Source organism: Homoserinibacter sp. YIM 151385 (assembly GCF_027912415.1).
Classification (GTDB): Bacteria; Actinomycetota; Actinomycetes; order Actinomycetales; family Microbacteriaceae; genus Schumannella.
On sequence record NZ_CP115175.1, the window covers coordinates 1,420,276 to 1,434,556 of the forward strand.

17 protein-coding genes are annotated in these 14,281 nt (G+C 73.2%); 9 read left to right on the forward strand and 8 right to left on the reverse strand.

Annotated features, from left to right (window positions below; genetic code table 11):
• Window positions 1–94 precede the first annotated feature (94 nt).
• Window positions 95–277, forward strand: a complete 183-nt coding sequence (locus tag OF852_RS06900; protein ID WP_271121061.1) for a hypothetical protein — start codon at window positions 95–97, stop codon at window positions 275–277.
• A 2-nt stretch (window positions 278–279) separates the two neighbouring features.
• Window positions 280–744 (forward strand): hypothetical protein, encoded by a 465-nt coding sequence (locus OF852_RS06905; RefSeq protein WP_271121062.1) that lies wholly within the window; start codon window positions 280–282, stop codon window positions 742–744.
• Window positions 745–770: 26 nt separating this feature from the next.
• On the opposite strand, the gene OF852_RS06910 is transcribed toward OF852_RS06905, so the two are convergent.
• Together OF852_RS06910 and OF852_RS06915 are read right to left on the reverse strand one after the other, a co-directional pair.
• Window positions 771–1,451: a response regulator transcription factor gene (locus OF852_RS06910; RefSeq protein WP_271121063.1), complete on the reverse strand. Its 681-nt coding sequence runs from the start codon at window positions 1,449–1,451 to the stop codon at window positions 771–773.
• The gene (locus OF852_RS06915) at window positions 1,448–2,602 is read right to left on the reverse strand and encodes a sensor histidine kinase (protein WP_271121064.1); all 1,155 of its coding nucleotides are present in this window, start codon (window positions 2,600–2,602) and stop codon (window positions 1,448–1,450) included. The genes OF852_RS06910 and OF852_RS06915 overlap by 4 nt, the downstream gene beginning before the upstream one ends.
• Before the next feature lie 164 nt (window positions 2,603–2,766).
• On the opposite strand from OF852_RS06915, the gene phoU reads away from it, so the two are divergent.
• Together phoU and OF852_RS06925 are read left to right on the forward strand one after the other, a co-directional pair.
• On the forward strand, window positions 2,767–3,420 hold the full coding sequence (gene phoU, locus OF852_RS06920; protein WP_271121065.1) for a phosphate signaling complex protein PhoU: 654 nt from the start codon (window positions 2,767–2,769) through the stop codon (window positions 3,418–3,420).
• Between the two features lie 27 nt (window positions 3,421–3,447).
• Window positions 3,448–3,957 (forward strand): AAA family ATPase, encoded by a 510-nt coding sequence (locus tag OF852_RS06925; RefSeq protein ID WP_271121066.1) that lies wholly within the window; start codon window positions 3,448–3,450, stop codon window positions 3,955–3,957.
• On the opposite strand, the gene OF852_RS06930 is transcribed toward OF852_RS06925, so the two are convergent.
• Window positions 3,954–4,421 (reverse strand): 2'-5' RNA ligase family protein, encoded by a 468-nt coding sequence (locus OF852_RS06930; protein ID WP_271121067.1) that lies wholly within the window; start codon window positions 4,419–4,421, stop codon window positions 3,954–3,956. The two genes, OF852_RS06925 and OF852_RS06930, sit on opposite strands and share 4 nt — an antisense overlap.
• A gap of 16 nt (window positions 4,422–4,437) precedes the next feature.
• A complete protein-coding gene (locus OF852_RS06935) occupies window positions 4,438–5,184 on the reverse strand; it encodes a phosphoglyceromutase (protein ID WP_271121068.1) in 747 nt (248 codons plus the stop codon).
• A gap of 124 nt (window positions 5,185–5,308) precedes the next feature.
• Here OF852_RS06935 and OF852_RS06940 point away from each other — a divergent pair, with 124 nt between their 5' ends.
• Window positions 5,309–6,100 carry a class I SAM-dependent methyltransferase gene (locus OF852_RS06940; protein ID WP_271121069.1) on the forward strand — a complete coding sequence of 264 codons (792 nt, stop codon included), beginning with the start codon at window positions 5,309–5,311 and terminating at the stop codon, window positions 6,098–6,100.
• Window positions 6,101–6,170: 70 nt separating this feature from the next.
• A complete protein-coding gene (locus OF852_RS06945) occupies window positions 6,171–6,962 on the forward strand; it encodes a DNA/RNA non-specific endonuclease (RefSeq protein WP_271121070.1) in 792 nt (263 codons plus the stop codon).
• Between the two features lie 39 nt (window positions 6,963–7,001).
• On the opposite strand, the gene OF852_RS06950 is transcribed toward OF852_RS06945, so the two are convergent.
• From OF852_RS06950 to OF852_RS06965, 4 genes are all read right to left on the reverse strand, one after another.
• Window positions 7,002–8,114 carry an FUSC family protein gene (locus tag OF852_RS06950; protein ID WP_271121071.1) on the reverse strand — a complete coding sequence of 371 codons (1,113 nt, stop codon included), beginning with the start codon at window positions 8,112–8,114 and terminating at the stop codon, window positions 7,002–7,004.
• A complete protein-coding gene (gene ygfZ / locus OF852_RS06955; RefSeq protein ID WP_271121072.1) occupies window positions 8,111–9,214 on the reverse strand; it encodes a CAF17-like 4Fe-4S cluster assembly/insertion protein YgfZ in 1,104 nt (367 codons plus the stop codon). Before ygfZ ends, OF852_RS06950 begins: the two co-directional genes overlap by 4 nt.
• Window positions 9,207–9,812, reverse strand: coding sequence for an FABP family protein (locus OF852_RS06960; protein ID WP_271121073.1), 606 nt, complete (start codon window positions 9,810–9,812; stop codon window positions 9,207–9,209). The genes ygfZ and OF852_RS06960 overlap by 8 nt, the downstream gene beginning before the upstream one ends.
• Before the next feature lie 139 nt (window positions 9,813–9,951).
• Complete coding sequence (locus OF852_RS06965) at window positions 9,952–10,254, reverse strand: hypothetical protein (protein WP_271121074.1); 303 nt, start codon at window positions 10,252–10,254, stop codon at window positions 9,952–9,954.
• Window positions 10,255–10,338: 84 nt separating this feature from the next.
• Here OF852_RS06965 and OF852_RS06970 point away from each other — a divergent pair, with 84 nt between their 5' ends.
• The 3 genes from OF852_RS06970 (at window position 10,339) to OF852_RS06980 (ending at window position 14,238) form a co-directional block, all read left to right on the forward strand.
• Window positions 10,339–11,019: a response regulator transcription factor gene (locus OF852_RS06970; RefSeq protein ID WP_271121075.1), complete on the forward strand. Its 681-nt coding sequence runs from the start codon at window positions 10,339–10,341 to the stop codon at window positions 11,017–11,019.
• A 94-nt stretch (window positions 11,020–11,113) separates the two neighbouring features.
• Window positions 11,114–13,294 carry an RNA degradosome polyphosphate kinase gene (locus OF852_RS06975; protein WP_271121076.1) on the forward strand — a complete coding sequence of 727 codons (2,181 nt, stop codon included), beginning with the start codon at window positions 11,114–11,116 and terminating at the stop codon, window positions 13,292–13,294.
• Window positions 13,291–14,238 carry an NUDIX hydrolase gene (locus OF852_RS06980; RefSeq protein ID WP_271121077.1) on the forward strand — a complete coding sequence of 316 codons (948 nt, stop codon included), beginning with the start codon at window positions 13,291–13,293 and terminating at the stop codon, window positions 14,236–14,238. Before OF852_RS06975 ends, OF852_RS06980 begins: the two co-directional genes overlap by 4 nt.
• The last annotated feature ends 43 nt before the right edge of the window (window positions 14,239–14,281 follow it).

Below are 14,281 nucleotides of genomic sequence, written 5' to 3' on the forward strand. Positions count from 1 at the left end.
GCCCCCATCCTCTGAGCAGGCTGGACAACTGTAGACCGGCGGTGTCCGTGCCGGAGGCCCGCGATAGCGTGGAGATCCGCGACCGGGAGGGCCCATGCGCAAGTACCTGTTCAACACGAGCCTCATCAGCTCGATCTTCGGGGCCGTGGGCCTGATCAAGACGACCCGTCAGGGGCCGCGCGACTGGCGGCTGCTCCTCATGTGGGTGAGCTGGGCGGCGACCGTCGCGATCGCGGTCGGCACCGTCATCGAGGACTCGCACGAGCTGGAGGACTGACCGTGGGAGCGGCAGGATTCGGCTTCGGCCTCGGCCACGTCGTCGTGACGATCTTCACCGCGATCGGCACCCTCATCGGCTTCGCCGTCGTCGTCGCGCTCGCGGTCGTGCTCGTGCGCTACCTGCTCGTCGCCACGAAGGCGCACCAGCACTACCTGCGCGCACACGGCGAGGATGCGCGCCCGTTCGCCTTCAGCGGGAAGGCGCCCGAGGCGCCGGCCGCGGCGCCCGCCGCACCTGCGGCGCCGGCGCCCGCGCCCGCTCCGGCCGCGCCGCCCGCCGCCGCACCCGCGACGCCCCCGGCCGCGCCGAAGCCCGCGAGCACGGCCGTGTCCGCCGCGGCGACGCCGACCGCCGCGCCGAGCGAGAAGCCGGCGGCGGCGCCGAAGCCGGCCACCGCATCCAAGCCGGCCGCCCGCAAGCCGGCCGCGAAGCCGCGCACCCCGAAGGCGCCCCCGGCCGAGTAGGTCCGCCCCGCCTCGGAGCGGACGCGCTACGCCTCGAAGCGGTAGCCGAGCCCGCGCACGGTGACGAGCAGCTTCGGCTGCGAGGGGTCCTCCTCGATCTTCGAGCGGATCCGCTTCACGTGCACGTCGAGGGTCTTCGTGTCGCCGAAGTAGTCGGCGCCCCAGACGCGGTCGATGAGCTGCCCGCGCGTGAGCACGCGGCCCGCGTTGCGGAGCAGCAGCTCGAGCAGCTCGAACTCCTTGAGCGGCATCGCCACGTCCTCGCCTCCGACGCTCACCGAGTGGCGCTCCACATCCATCCGCACGGGACCGGTCTCGAGGATCGACTCGTCGACATCCAGCGCGTCGGTCCGGCGGCGGAGGACCGCGCGGAGGCGGGCCAGCAGCTCGCGGGTGGAGTACGGCTTCGTCACGTAGTCGTCGGCGCCGAGCTCGAGGCCCACCACGATGTCCACCTCGGAGTCCTTCGCGGTGAGCATGATGATCGGCACCGTGGAGCGGGCGCGGATCTCGCGGCACACCTCGGTGCCCGCGAGCCCGGGGAGCATGAGGTCGAGGAGCACCAGGTCGGCGCCCGTCCGCTCGAATTCCGCGAGCGCCGAGCGGCCGTCCGCGACGACCGCGGTCTCGTAGCCCTCGCGGCGGAGGAGGAACTCGAGCGGCTCGCTCAGCGACTCCTCGTCCTCGACGATCAGGATGCGGGTCATGCGGTGACTCCCAGGGTGCCGGCCGGGTGGGCGGTCGCCTCCGGCAGTCGGATGGTGAAGGTCGAGCCCTTGCCGGGCTGCGACCAGACGCGCACGTCGCCGCCGTGGTTCTGGACGACGTGCTTGACGATGCTGAGGCCGAGGCCGCTGCCGCCCGTGACGCGGCTGCGCGCCGCATCCACGCGGTAGAAGCGCTCGAAGACGCGGTCGCGGTCCGCCTCCGCGATGCCGATGCCCTGATCGGTGACGGCGATCTCGACGAGACCGTCGCGGTGCGCGACCCCGACCCCGACACGGGACCCCTCGGGCGAGTAGCGGATGGCGTTCGAGATGAGATTGCCGACCGCGGTCACGAGGAGCGGCTCGTTGCCGAGCACCTCGACGTGCTTGCCGCCCTTCCGGACGAGCTCGATGCCCTTCGACTCGGCGCCGACATGGTTCTCGTCGACCGCGCGCGCGACGACGATCCCGATGTCGACGAGCGCGGCGTCCCCGAGCGGGTCCTTCGCCTGGAGGCGGCTCAGCTCGATGATCTCGTTCGTGATCCGCGCGAGGCGGGCCGACTCGGAGGTGAGGCGGCGCGCGAAGCGGCGCACCTCCTCCGGCTCGTCGGCGGCGGACTCGACGGCCTCCGCGAGCAGCCCGACCGCGCCGATCGGGGTCTTGAGCTCGTGGCTGACGTTCGCGACGAAGTCGCGGCGGACGTCGTCGAGGCGGTACGACTCGGTGCGGTCGTCGGCGAGGAGCAGGATGTAGCGGGCGCCGAGGCGGGCCACCCGGACGAGGAGGTGGAGGTCCATCGCGCCGACCGGGCCCCGCGTGATGTGGAGCTCGTCGCTCTCCGGCACCCCCTCGCGGCGGACGCGGTCGACGATGTCGATCAGCTCGGGGTGGACGAGCGCCTGGTTCCAGACGAGGCCGAAGGAGACGGCCGCGGGCGAGGAGGTGATGACGTTGTTCGAGGCGTCGAGCACGATGCCGACGGACTCGAGCGCGTCGATCACCGCATCCACGCCGTCCGGCACCTGCGGGGTGATGACGGCGACGGCGCGCTGGCCGCGATGGTGCGCGACCACGACCGCGATGACCAGCCCCGCGCCGAGCAGCAGGCCGAAGGCGAGGGCGGCGGCCACGAGCCAGCCGGAATCCATGGGATTAGATTAGAGCCACGATCACGGGCCGCCGACGCCGGTACCGTGCCTTCCGGGCCGGGATCGCGGAAGTTCAGGTGATCGTCACCGGCCGTTCACCTCCGGCGATCAGGGTTGCCGGGGCGTGCGTGCGAGCACGCCACCCGATGAGAGGAGTCAGGTACATGCGCGAGGTCTTCCAGCAGGAGCTGGCCGAGGTCCAGGACCGTCTCGTGGCGATCGCCTCGCTCGTCGCGGAGTCGATCGCGAACGCGACCTCTGCCTTCAACGACTCCGACGTCTCGCTCGCCGAGACCGTCATCGAGGACGACGCGCGCATCGACGCCGCGGCCGCCGAGCTCGACGAGCTCGCGATCACGATCCTCGCCCGCCAGCAGCCGGTCGCGAAGGATCTCCGCATCGTGGTGAGCGCCCTCCGGATCTCCGCCTCGCTCGAGCGCATGGGCGACATGGCGACCCACATCGCGCAGCTCGCCCGCTACCGCTTCCCCGAGAAGGTCGTGCCGAAGACCCTCCGTCCCACCTTCTCCGAGATGGGCGCGCTGGATGTCGCGGTCGCGAACAAGCTCGTCGAGCTGCTGCGCACGGAGGACGTCCGCATCGCGGAGGAGATCCGCAACGAGGACGACAAGATCGACGCCCTCCACCTCTCCGTCTTCGACAAGGTGCTCGGCGAGACCTGGAAGGGCGCCGCGGCCGACACGGTCGACGCGACCCTCGCCTCCCGCTACCACGAGCGCTTCGCCGACCACGCCGTCTCGATCGCGAAGAAGGTCCAGTACCTCGCGACGGGCGACTGGATCCCCGCCGACGTCTGAGCCGTCGGCCGCGCCTAGGCTGAGCGGATGGCCTCCGTCGCGATCCTCGTCACCGGGCTGCCGGGCTCCGGCAAGTCGACGCTCGCGCAGCAGCTCGCCGCGGCCCTCGACTGCCCGGCGCTCGTCAAGGACGAGCTGAAGGAGGCCTTCGCCGCCATGCTCGGCCCGCACGCGGACGGCGGCCGGCTCGGCGGCATCGCGCTCGACACGCTCTGGCGGCTCGCCGCCGAGACGGGCGGCGGGGTCGTCGTCGACGGCGCGTTCGACGCGCGACGCGGAGACCTCGAGCATCTCGAGCGCGGGCTCGCCGCGGCCGGCGCCCCTCGCGTGATCGAGCTCTGGTGCGAGGTGCCGACGGCGCTCGCCCGGGATCGCGTCGAGGCCCGGCAGGCGGCGCGCCATCCGGTGCACGGCAGGTGGCGCGAGGCCTGGGAGGGGCTCGAGCCGCTCGGGGCGTGGCCGCTGCTGCGCGTCGACACGAGCGCGCCCGTCGACCTCGAGGCGCTCCTCGGGGAGCTCGGCGGGCTGCTCCTCTAGATGAGCGGCAGCTGGGCCGCGACCCGCCAGACGCCGCCCTCGTCGAGGAGCAGCGCGACGGCATCCAGCTCGATCCGCTCGCCACGCTCGATGCGGTCCCCCTCCGCCGTGACGGTGACGTGCGGGCGGTAGCCGCGGCCGACGTGCGCGGGGTCCGGCACGCGCACGCCGAGCGGGCTCAGCGCGCGCACGAGCCCGACGTGGGCCGCCGCGAGCGAGCCCTCGTCCTCCACGAGGGTGACCTCAACATCCCGTCGGGCGCCGAACAGCTCGTCGTCGCCGCCCGCCGCCTCGAAGGGGCCGAACTGGGCGAGCACGTGCTCGAGCGCGGCCTCGAGCTGCCCCTGATCCGCCTCCGTCGTGCTCGGCGGGAACAGCGTCACGTGGAGCGGCAGGGCGCCGCGGTCGAGCTCGGAGCCGAGCGCCAGATCCTCGAGGAAGGCGCAGACCGCGAAGCGCAGCACGGCCGGCCCCGCTCGCCTACTTCTTGCCCTGGGCGGCGACCGCGGCGGCGCCGGCGGCGGCCGCCTCCGGGTCGAGGTAGCGCGAGGGGCCGGTCGGGCGGAAGTCGTCGTCGAGCTCGTAGACGAGCGGGATGCCGGTCGGGATGTTGAGCTCGGAGATCTTCTCGTCGCTGACGCCGTCGAGGTGCTTGACGAGCGCGCGGAGGCTGTTGCCGTGGGCGGTGACGAGCACCGTCCTGCCGGCCGCGAGGTCCTTCGTGATGTCGGACTCCCAGTAGGGCAGCATCCGGTCGATCACGAGCTTGAGGCTCTCGGTGCGGGGCATGTCGGCGTCGGGGACGTCGGCGTAGCGCTCGTCGCCGATCTGCGACCACTCGGCGTCGTCGGCGAGGACGGGCGGCGGGGTGTCAAAGCTGCGGCGCCAGGTCTGGAACTTCTCGGGGCCGTACTGCTCGAGCGTCTCCGCCTTGTCGAGGCCCTGGAGGGCGCCGTAGTGGCGCTCGTTGAGGCGCCACGAGCGCTTGACGGGGATCCAGGCGCGGTCGGCCTTGTCGAGGGCGAGGTTCGCGGTCTGGATCGCGCGGGTGAGGACGCTCGTGTAGAGGATCTCGGGCTTCAGGCCCGACTCCGCGAGGAGCTCGCCGGCGCGCACCGCCTCGCCGACGCCCTGCTCGCTGAGGCGCACATCCACCCAGCCGGTGAAGAGGTTCTTCTGGTTCCAGTCGGAGTTGCCGTGGCGGAGCAGGATGAGCGTCGAGGTCATGCCCTCAGCCTAGCGAGCACCGCCGCTGGCTTCCTCGGGAGGGTTTTTCGGCGACACACCGCAGCCCGGCTGTGCGGCCCCGGCGCGTCGCCGAAAAACCCTCCCGGGGAATGAGAATGGGGGGATGGCGCGCGCGACGGGACCGGAGGGCCGGATCACGCGCGGCACGACCGGGCAGAACCGGCTCCGCCGCATCGACCGCTGGATCGCCCGGCATCCCGCCCTCCGCCGCACCGCCGATCCGCTCGTCGTCGACCTCGGCTTCGGCGCGAGCGCCACGACCTCGCGGGAGCTGCACGACCGCCTCCGCGCCGCCCGCCCGGACGCGGAGGTCGTCGGCGTCGAGATCGATCCCGAGCGGGTGCGGATCGCGAGCGCGGCCGAGCGGCCCGGGCTCAGCTTCCGCGTCGGCGGCTTCGAGGTGCCGACGCCCGACGGCCGCCGCCCGGCCGTGATCCGCGCGCTCAACGTGCTCCGCCAGTACGAGGAGGCCGAGGTGGCGGAGGCGTGGGCGCGGATGACGGCACGGCTCCAGCCGGACGGCATCCTCGTCGAGGGCACCTGCGACGAGCTCGGCCGCATCGCGAGCTGGGTGCAGCTCGGCGCCGACGGCCTCCCCCGCACCTTCTCGATGAGCCTGCGCCTGGAGGGGCTCGAGACGCCGGAGGTCGTGCACGAGCGCCTGCCGAAGGCGCTCATCCACCGCAACGTCCCGGGCGAGCGGGTGCACGAGCTCCTCGCCGAGCTCGACGCGCTGTGGGCTCGGCATGCCCCGCTCCAGGTCTACGGGCCCTCGCAGCGCTGGATCGCCGTCGTCGAGTCGCTGCGGGATGCAGGCCGGCCGGTGCGGGACTCTCGCGCCCGCTGGCGGCTCGGCGAGCTGACCCTCGACTGGTCGGCGGTCGCACCGGCCTGAGCCGCCGAGCCGCGCGCATCCGCCGCCTGGCGTCCACCCGGGCGTCGGCGGGGGATGCCAGCATGGCCGGGTGACGACCGGATACGACCCCGCCTTCCTCGGGCTCGAGGTGCCGCCGCCGGCGGCCGCCCGCGCCCTCACCACCCTCGACTACACGCACTTCGCGGTCGCGATGGACCCGCTGCGTCGGCTCGCGGCCTGGACGGCGGTCGCGATCGACGGCGCCGCCCTCCGCGACGTGCCGCGCGGCGGCGACGACTGGCGGCTCGACGACCGCATCCCCGAGACGGAGCAGGCCGGGCCCGAGCTCTACGCCCGCAACGATCTCGATCGCGGGCACCTCGTGCGCCGCCGGGACCCGGTGTGGGGCGAGGAGGCGGTGGCCGCGCGGGCGAACGCCGACACCTTCCACTACACGAACGCCGCCCCGCAGGCCTCCGGCTTCAACCAGTCGAAGGAGCTGTGGCTCGGGCTGGAGGACTACCTCCTCGAGGCCGCCGAGGCGGCGGATGCGCGACTGGTCGTCGTCACCGGCCCCGTCTTCGAGGAGGACGATCCCGAGTACCGCGGCATCCTCATCCCCCTCGCGTACTGGAAGGTCGCCGCCTGGGTCGCCGACGGCGCGCTCTGCGCGACCGCCTACCTGCTCGAGCAGCGGCCGCTGCTGGGCGCCCGCGCGGTCGAGTCGGGCGAGCTGGAGCTCGGGCCGTTCCGCACCTTCCAGGTCGCGGTCGCCGAGGTGGCCGAGCTCACCGGCCTCGAGCTCGGCGCGCTCCCCGCGGCCGACCGGCTGCAGCCCCAGCCGGGCGCGCTCCCGCAGCAGCGCCGCCAGCTCGAGTCCTTCGGCGACATCGTCCTCTGAGCCCATGCCCCGCCCTCCGGGCGACGGGCGGGAGGCGGCTCAGGAGTCCGGCAGGAGGGCCCGGGCGTCGTCCGCGCGGGCGCCCGTGCCGACGAGCAGGTCGATGACGAGCGGCCGGAGCAGCAGCACGATCGCCGAGTCGACGACGGGCGCCCCCGGCACGAGCCGGACGGGGTCGAGGCGCCGGGCGACATCCTCGAGGAGGCTGCGCGCCGCCCCCGCGAGCTCGCGGTCGTCGACCTCGTCGCCGAGCAGCCGCACCGCCGTCGCGATCTCGCCCGCGAGCCGCCCGAGCTCCGGGCGGGGCCGCCCGTCCCGCACGAGGAACTCCACGCGCCGCGCGAGCAGGCGAAGGTGCCGCGCCGTGAGGTCCGCCGAGCCGAGCACCCGCTCCTGCGCGAGCAGCTCGGGCAGATGCCGCCGCAGCAGCGGCGCGATCCGCGACACCTGCACGGCGCTGTCGAGCGACACCGTCCAGGCGTCGACGAGGGGCTGGGTGCGCCGGAGCCGGGCCAGCGCGAGCTCGGCCGCCGCCGCATCCGCCGTGCCGAGCGCGTCGGCGACCGTCGCCGCCGACTCGTGCAGCACCGAGAACAGCGCGCGACCGTCCCGGCGGGCCGCCCGGCGCGGATCCCGCGGGATCGCGGCCGTGATGAGGAGCGCCATGACGCCGCCGACGAGCCCGTCGAGACTCCGCGTGAACGGCCCGCCCTCGGGGTCGGGGACGAGCACGACGAGCGCCGATGGCACCGCGGCCGCGACCGCGAAGGCGGGGTTCGGGAACACCGCGCGGCCGACGACGAACACGACCAGCAGCACGACGACGAGCTGCCAGAGCCCCTTGCCGATGAGGAGCGTGAGCCCGTCGGCGAGCGCGATGCCGAGGACGATCCCGAGCACCGTCATCGCGACCCGCCGCGGCCGCGCATCCCGCGAGAGGCCGAGCGAGGTGATCGACACCGTCACCGCCATGATGGGCGCCGCGTGGCCGAGCCCCCAGTGCGCGACCGAGTAGGCGGCGGCGACGGCCGCGACGATCTGCACGATCGCCGGCCCGGAGGTCCAGACCCGGCGGAGGGCGGCGCGCGCATCCAGTCGGCGGCGGACCCCGCGCTCGAGGCGCCGGAGCCGAGCCGCCGGGTCGGTGCTCACGACCGGGGTCTGCGGACCGCGCCGAGTCTCGGGAGCCGCGGCACGCCGGCCTCCGCGCCCGCCTCGGGCGGCACCACGACCTCCTGGGCGGCCGCGACCTCCCCCTCCTCGCCGCGGACGAGGAGCGGCTCACCGACCGGGGCGGAGCGCTTCACGACCGCGAGCGCGATCGGCCCGAGCTCATGGTGCTGGGCGGCCGAGGTCACGCGCCCGACGCTCTTCTCGCCCGCGAGCACCTCGTCGCCCGGGCGCACCGGGATGCTGTCGGACCCGTCGAGGTGCAGGAGCACGAGTCGGCGGGGCGGGTGCCCGAGGTTGTGGACCTTCGCGACCGTCTCCTGCCCGCGGTAGCAGCCCTTCGTCAGGTGCACGGCGGTGCGGAGCCAGTCGAGCTCGTGCGGGATCGTCGCCGAGTCGACCTCCGCCTCCAGGCGCGGGCGCCAGGCCGCGATGCGGAGCGCCTCGAGCGCGAGCGAGCCCGCGAGGGGGATGCCGGATGCGGCGAGCGCCGGGAGCTCGGCCCGCGGCACGAGGACCTCGATCGCGTTCCAGCCGGCGCCCGGGTGCTCGGCGACGAGCGCGTACTGGTGGCCGCCCGGCTGCACGCCCGACCAGGCGTCCCGCCACACGAGTGGGACGCCCGCGGGGGATGCCGCGGCGGCGAGGAGCGCGGCGGGCTCGCCGAGCGCGCCCAGCGTCGCGAGCTCCGCCGTGCGGTCGGCGACCTCGACGCGGAGCGTGAACCGCATCCGGGTCAGGAAGGCCGCGAGCCGCTCGCCCGCGCCGCCGTCGACGAGGAGCCAGAGCGTCTCGCCGTCGTCGATCGCGCGCGCCGCGACCTCGATGCGGCCGCTCGGGTCGAGGAGCAGCGTCTCGGCCGAGTCGCCGGGCGCCAGGCCCGTGAGCCGCTGCGAGGTGAGGGAGTCGAGCCAGGTGAGGCGGTCGGGGCCGGTCACGCTCACGACGGCGCGGTCGGAGAGGTCGACGACCGCCTCCCCCGCGGCGAGCCGGCGCTGCTCGCCGAACAGGTCGCCGTAGTGCTGCGGCGGCGAGCCGACCGCGCCGGGGAGCGCGGCGAAGGGCGAGAGCTGCTCAGTCAACCTTCGCGAGCCTTCCCGAGGCGTGCGAGCGGAGCTCCTGCCCGAGGGCCGCGATGTCCCACGCCCAGAGCAGGTGCTGCTCGACGAGGCCGTAGAGCCGGGTCGCGGCGGAGTAGTCCTTCGCGCCGGCGCTGCGGAGCACCGCATCCGTCGCGAGATCGATGCGGGCGCTCTTGACCTGCCCGAGGTAGAGCTCGCTGACGCCGCCCGGATGCACGAGGGAGACCTCGAGGTCGAAGCCGCCGGCCGCGTTGCGGAGCGTCTCGACGGAGTCGGCGGTGGTGTAGACCGGCTCGCCCTGACGGCCGAGCATCGCGGGGCCCGGGTCGCCCGCGCCGAGATCGCGCGAGATCCGCCAGAAGCCGAGCTCGGAGGCGAGCTCCTCGCCGCGCTCGCCCTCGGGGCCGAGCAGCCAGCTCGAGCTCGCGTACTCGAGGTGGCGGGCGCCGGTGCGCGTGAAGGCGACCCGCTGGCCGAACTCGTGCTCCACCCGGCCGTCCGGCGTCGCGTACTCGACGACGCCGGTGCCCTCCCAGACGCCGATCAGCCAGGCGAGCGGCACGAGCTCCGCGGGGAGATCCGCGTCGAGATCGAACACGGCTCAGCGCTGGCCGCGGAAGAGGCCGTACAGCGTCACGACCGAGACGAAGCCGATCGCGAGCGTCGCGAGGCCGAGGAGGCCGATGAAGAAGAGCTCCAGCGCGAACAGCATGGGATGAGTCTAGGCGACGCGGGCGCTACGCGAGGGATGCGAGCCCGAGCAGCGCGAGCACGCCCGTCGCGAGCGCCAGGACGACGAGGGCGCCGCCGATGCTGATCGTCATCCGGGTGACGAGGCCGTCCTTCTGCTTGAGCGCCAGCTGGATCGCGAAGGTGAGGAGCACGCACAGCGCGAGCACGACGGGGATCCAGGTGAGCGAGTGCTCACGCGCCGCGACGCCGACCACGATCGCGCCCGCGAGCGCCGCGATCCAGACGGGGATCACGCTCAGGGTCCGGCGGGCCTCGGCGGCGTGGTCGGCGGCATCCTGAGCGGTCATGCTCCGATGCTACGGGGGACGCGGGCGGGCAGAGCTCCGGATGCGCTCTACACTTGCCCGTGTAGGCACTTTGGAGGACGACCCGTGGCGCAGCTGCTGATCCTGACCTCATCGGTCGACAGCGATGTCCTGCCCTCACTGGGGCTGCTGAGCCACCGCGCCCGGACCATCCCGGCGCAGCCGGCGGCGCTCGTCAGCGCCCCGAGCTGCGACCTCATCCTCGTCGACGCCCGCACCGACCTCGCGGCCGCGAAGTCGCTCTGCAAGATCCTCACGACGACCGGCATCGACGTGCCCCTCGTGCTCGTGCTCACGGAGGGCGGGCTCACGGCCGTCTCCGCCGACTGGCACGCCGACGACGTCATCCTCGAGAACGCGGGGCCGGCCGAGGTGGATGCGCGCATCCGCCTCGTGATCGGGCGCATGGCCCAGGACAAGTCGGCCTCGAAGATCCACGCCTCGGGCGTCGTGATCGACGAGGCGAGCTACTCGGCGAAGGTGCACGGCAAGCCGCTGGATCTCACCTTCAAGGAGTTCGAGCTGCTGCGCTTCCTCGCCGGCCACCCCTCGCGCGTGTTCACGCGCGAGCAGCTGCTCAGCGAGGTGTGGGGGTACGACTACTTCGGCGGCACCCGCACGGTCGACGTGCACGTCCGGCGCCTCCGCGCGAAGCTCGGCGACCTCGAGTCGCTCATCGGCACGGTCCGCAACGTCGGCTACCGCTTCAACGTGCACGAGGAGGACGCCGAGCGCGTCGGCGGCTGAGCCGCCCCTCCTCCACAGGCCGGCGACCGGCGCATCCGCCCGTCTCGGCGTCTGTTCACCTCCACGTCACCGGCCGCGGTGCCACAATGGGCCAATGGTCGAGAACGACAGCCCCCTCGGCGACGCGACCGTCGCCGCCGACCTCCTCGACGACGACGAGGCGGAGCCCGCGATCGTCGACGACGGCACCCTCCCGGCCGATCGCTTCCTCGATCGCGAGCTGAGCTGGCTCGCCTTCAACCAGCGGGTCCTCGAGCTCGCGGAGGACGACACGATCCCGCTCCTCGAGCGCTCGAACTTCCTCGCGATCTTCGCCTCCAACCTCGACGAGTTCTTCATGGTCCGCGTCGCGGGCCTCAAGCGCCGCATCGAGACGGGGCTCGCGGTCCCGACGAACATCGGCACCCCGCCCACCCGGGTGCTCGCCGAGATCGGCGCCCGCGCCCACGAGCTCCAGGAGCGGCACGCGCGCGCCTTCCACGAGCTCGTGAAGCCCGCCCTCGACGAGGCCGGGATCCACATCGAATCGTGGAGCGACCTCGACGAGAACGACCGCGCCTCCCTCGACGACATCTTCTCGACGCAGATCTTCCCCGTGCTCATGCCGCTCGCGGTCGACCCGGCGCATCCGTTCCCGTACATCTCGGGGCTGTCGCTCAACCTCTCGATCCGGGTGCGCAACCCGAAGACGCAGCGCGTCGAGTTCGCGCGCCTCAAGGTGCCGCAGAACCTGCCGCGCTTCGTGCAGCTCCCCGACGACGGCTCGGGCCGCCAGCGCTTCATCCCGCTCGAGGACCTCATCTCGAACCATCTCGGCGCGCTCTTCCCCGGCATGGAGATCCTCGAGCACCACGAGTTCCGCGTCACCCGCAACGAGGACGTGCAGATCGAGGAGGACGAGACCGAGTCGATCATCCAGGCGCTCGAGAAGGAGCTCCGGCAGCGCCGCTTCGGCCCGCCGATCCGACTCGAGATCACGGACGACATGGACCCGGTGACGCTGAGCCTGCTCATGCAGGAGCTCGACGTCACGGAGGAGGAGGTCTTCCGCCTCCCCGCGCCGCTCGACCTCGGCGGCCTGTTCGAGCTCTCGCGCGTCGACCGCCCGCAGCTCAAGTACCCGAAGCAGGTGCCCGTCACGAGCGCCGCGCTGCTCCCGAGCGACCCCACCGAGAAGCCCGACATCTTCGGCTCCATCTCGCGGGGCGACGTGCTCGTGCACCACCCCTACGAGTCCTTCGCCACGAGCGTGCAGGCCTTCCTCGAGCAGGCGGCCGCCGACCCGAGCGTGCTCGCGATCAAGCAGACCCTCTACCGCACCTCGGGCGACAGCCCGATCGTCGAGGCGCTCATCGACGCGGCGGAGGCCGGCAAGGCCGTGCTCGCGCTCGTCGAGATCAAGGCGCGCTTCGACGAGCAGGCGAACATCTCCTGGGCGCGCAAGCTCGAGAAGGCCGGCGTCCACGTCGTCTACGGCATGGTCGGGCTCAAGACCCACTGCAAGCTCGCCCTCGTGGTGCGGCAGGAGCGCGGCGGCCTCAAGCACTACAGCCACATCGGCACCGGCAACTACAACCCCAAGACGAGCCGCATCTACGAGGATCTCGGCCTCTTCACGGCGGACGACGTCGTGGGCAAGGACCTCACCCGGCTCTTCAACGAGCTCTCCGGGTACGCGATCGAGAAGAAGTTCAAGCGGCTCCTCGTCGCGCCGCTGCACCTGCGGAAGGGGCTCGTCAAGCACATCGAGCAGGAGGCGAAGCACGCGCGCGCGGGCCACCCGGCCTCCATCCGCATCAAGGTCAACTCGATGGTCGACGAGGCCGTCATCGACGCCCTCTACCGGGCGAGCCAGGCGGGCGTGCAGGTGGACATCGTGGTGCGCGGCATCTGCGCCCTCCGGCCCGGCGTCGAGGGGCTGAGCGAGAACATCCGGGTGCGGAGCATCCTGGGCCGCTACCTCGAGCACTCGCGCATCTTCGCCTTCGAGAACGACGGCGATCCGCAGATCTACATCGGCAGCGCCGACATGATGCACCGCAACCTCGACCGCCGCGTCGAGGCGCTCGTGCGCCTCGCGAGCCCGGACCACCTGACGCAGGTGAACGAGATCCTCGACTCCGCCATGTCGGAGGAGAGCTCCTCGTGGCGGCTCGGCGAGGACGGCACCTGGGCCCGCCACGACCGCGCCTCGGACGGCACGCCGCTCGCCGACGTGCAGAGCCGCACCATGCAGCGCGTCGCCGCCCGCAAGCGCGGGGGTCCGCGCCGGTGAGCGCCGCCGCATCCTCCCCCGTCCTCGCCGCGGGCGCCGTGTGCTGGCGCGTCGAGGACGGCAAGGTGCGCATCCTGCTCGTGCACCGCACGCAGCACCAGGACATCTCGCTGCCGAAGGGCAAGCTGGACCCGGGCGAGACGCTGCCCGAGACCGCCGTCCGCGAGATCGCGGAGGAGACGGGGCTCATCGTGGGGCTCGGCGCGCCGCTCGGCGTCGTCGAGTACCAGCTGCCGAGCGGGCGCGACAAATCCGTCTACTACTGGGCCGCGGAGGTCGAGGATCACGCGCTCGCGAACTCGACCTTCGCCTCGAACGACGAGATCCGAGAGCTCGAGTGGGTCGGCCTCGCGCGGGCCCGCAAGATCCTGAGCTACGACCACGACATCGACATCGTGGAGCGCTTCGCCGAGCTCTGGGAGCGGGGCCGCGCGCGCACCTTCGCGATCATCGCGCTCCGGCACGGCAAGGCCGCCCCGCACGGCGAGTGGTCGGGGCCCGACCACACCCGACCGCTCGTCGATCGCGGGCGCACGCAGGCGGCGAGCGTCGCCCCGGGCATCGCCGCGTACCGGCCGAGGAAGCTCATGTCCTCGACGGCCGTCCGCTGCGTGTCGACGATCGAGCCGGCCGCGCGCCTCACCGGCCTCCCCGTGAAGCAGACCGACGCCATCAGCCAGGACGCCTACGAGCAGGGCGAGTCCGGCGTCGACCGCATCGTCGCGAAGCGCCTCCGCAAGGCCGAGACGGCCGTGCTGTGCAGTCACGGCCCTGTGCTGCCCGAGATCCTCGCCGCCGTGGGCCGCGGCACCGGGACGCACGACGACGGCTCGCTCTGGCGCGCCTCCATGCTCTCCGTCGGCGAGTACGCCGTCGTCCACATCAGCGCCGACCACCCCGAGTCCGGGATCGTCGCGGTCGAGGTCCACGGCCCCTCCTGCTGAGCGCGTAGGGCGACGCCCCCAGCGTTCCGGGCTCGTTCACCTC